At 44.2% G+C, this 1,833-nt stretch carries 3 protein-coding genes; all 3 read left to right on the forward strand.

All coding sequences use genetic code 11. The features are described from left to right. Nucleotides 1–498: 498 nt before the first annotated feature. The 3 genes from ACHA99_RS17160 (at nt 499) to ACHA99_RS17170 (ending at nt 1,770) form a co-directional block, all read left to right on the forward strand. Nucleotides 499–981 carry a hypothetical protein gene (locus ACHA99_RS17160; RefSeq protein WP_393944042.1) on the forward strand — a complete coding sequence of 161 codons (483 nt, stop codon included), beginning with the start codon at nt 499–501 and terminating at the stop codon, nt 979–981. Nucleotides 982–1,145: 164 nt separating this feature from the next. After that, on the forward strand, nt 1,146–1,442 hold the full coding sequence (locus tag ACHA99_RS17165) for a hypothetical protein (RefSeq protein ID WP_106650478.1): 297 nt from the start codon (nt 1,146–1,148) through the stop codon (nt 1,440–1,442). A 91-nt stretch (nt 1,443–1,533) separates the two neighbouring features. After that, on the forward strand, nt 1,534–1,770 hold the full coding sequence (locus ACHA99_RS17170; protein WP_106650479.1) for a hypothetical protein: 237 nt from the start codon (nt 1,534–1,536) through the stop codon (nt 1,768–1,770). The last annotated feature ends 63 nt before the right edge of the window (nt 1,771–1,833 follow it).

Consider the following 1,833-nt stretch of genomic DNA (forward strand, 5'->3'; position numbering starts at 1 on the left):
TATAAACCAGAGCCTGACTGGTTAATGACCGATCGCGTGTTAAGCAGATCTCTCCAGATAAGAACATGAACTTTCTTTGCACTGCTGCATCATTTACGGTGGCCATTAGATCACGTGGTTTCGTCGTCTTGTCCCCTTACTTCGTGGGGGAGGCCCTGCCAACTCACCTCTAGCCTACGCCTCATATGATGTTCTTGTTCATCAGCTCGCAAATTTGCTAGCGGCTTCCTTCAAACCAATCCTCGCGGATAAGCCCTTGCCATTCGCTAGTAGTTAACGTTTAATAACAGCATGTTATTGAACGGTGACCTTCCTACAGAGGACTTTCACCTCATTAGTTCATGCCCATGCTGGGCGTACACAAGGCGTAGCAACACGCCGCTGCGCGGCTGGACAGTTTGTAAGTCGCGCTTATGTGGTTTTGCTGCGCAAAAGTATTCCACAACGCACAGCTTACAAACTGCCGTTGTGCTTAACGTTAGTTTTTAGGTTAACCAAATGATACTTAGTGCAATTAACATTGCTAACCGAATAGTGGCTTTAGCGATCATTATTTTCCTTTTCGCTGGAGGTTATTTATCTATTTTTTCAGATGTCAGAGTTACCGTTGATAACTCATCAGGTACATGGATCTTCAGTTTGTATGTGTTTTTATTAGTGTTCGGGTTGTTTTCATTTGGTTGTATGTATTTTTTGAACAAAAGTCATTTTTCTGAAGTTCGAAGAAACTGGAAAGGCACATATTTGGTAGTTCTGCCGGTCGTATTTGCTGGCTGGTTAGCGACAGCTATATTCGGCGGCCTGCCGAAATTTTTGCATCCTTTTTATGCAAGTGACGGCACCACAGAGCTAACTGTCGTAGAAATGGAAAGTGTAATCTTTAAAGGCCGATGTGCTCCGAGAGTTGTTGTAAAAGAAGTCACTTTTTTATCAAACAACATATTTGTTTATCAGAGTCTGTTTACGGCAATCTTGAGTTAGGTTCGAAAATACGAGTTTTTGGGCAAATATCACCTTTTGGAATAGAGGTCGCGGCAATTGAAAACTAACAAGCGCCTCAAACATCGCGGTCTGCGGCCGCTGGACTCGCAACAAGTTGCTCGCTGTTAGGCGTGCGTTATGAGTTTTTGGTTAGGAGTTAACCCATGAATGATGAACAACTTTCAAGAACTCTTCAATCGGTTGGTCAGGCTTGTTTCGTGAGATTTTTTGGTGAGTTTTCGTCGAACACATTATCGCGCGAGGATATAGTCGAAAAGCTACGAGCAGAGACAGATTATACTGAGGGCTCTTGTATCTCTCGTACTGGCCACGCTCGAAGTATTATAAATGCAGGTCGTGCGGAAGCCGCCCTGAACATTATCATTTCGTCTGATTCACCTCGTGTTTCTGAGAAAACTCGCAAGGATGCACTGCAATGGATTCAAAAAATAATCTCATAACAAGGCGCATCACTCGCAGCCTGCGGCGGCTGGGATGCCAACCGCTGCGCGGTCGTCACCCGAGTGCTTTGCGTTAGGAGTCTTGAGTAACATGGAAATTGAAGGAAGAAAATATACCCTTGTTGTTACAAGCGCTAACGACTTCGATACACTTAGCTTGGAATGCACACTCGATAACGAATTAATAATCGAAGCAGAGCTAGTCAGTTATAAGGAAAAACAGGCAAAAATCCACTTCCATAAAAGTGGGCTTTCGCTAAAGGTGGTTGAGGCGTTCATCAATGAGGTCAATAAAGAGCTAATTCATGGCGGACAGAAAAACTCCTAACAAGTTGCTTAATTTCATTCCGGCCACAAACAGCGTGGCCTCCACTGGGACTGCCTACGTTAC

This window comes from Shewanella sp. S23-S33, assembly GCF_043359565.1.
In the GTDB taxonomy this organism is placed as follows: domain Bacteria; phylum Pseudomonadota; class Gammaproteobacteria; order Enterobacterales; family Shewanellaceae; genus Shewanella; species Shewanella oncorhynchi.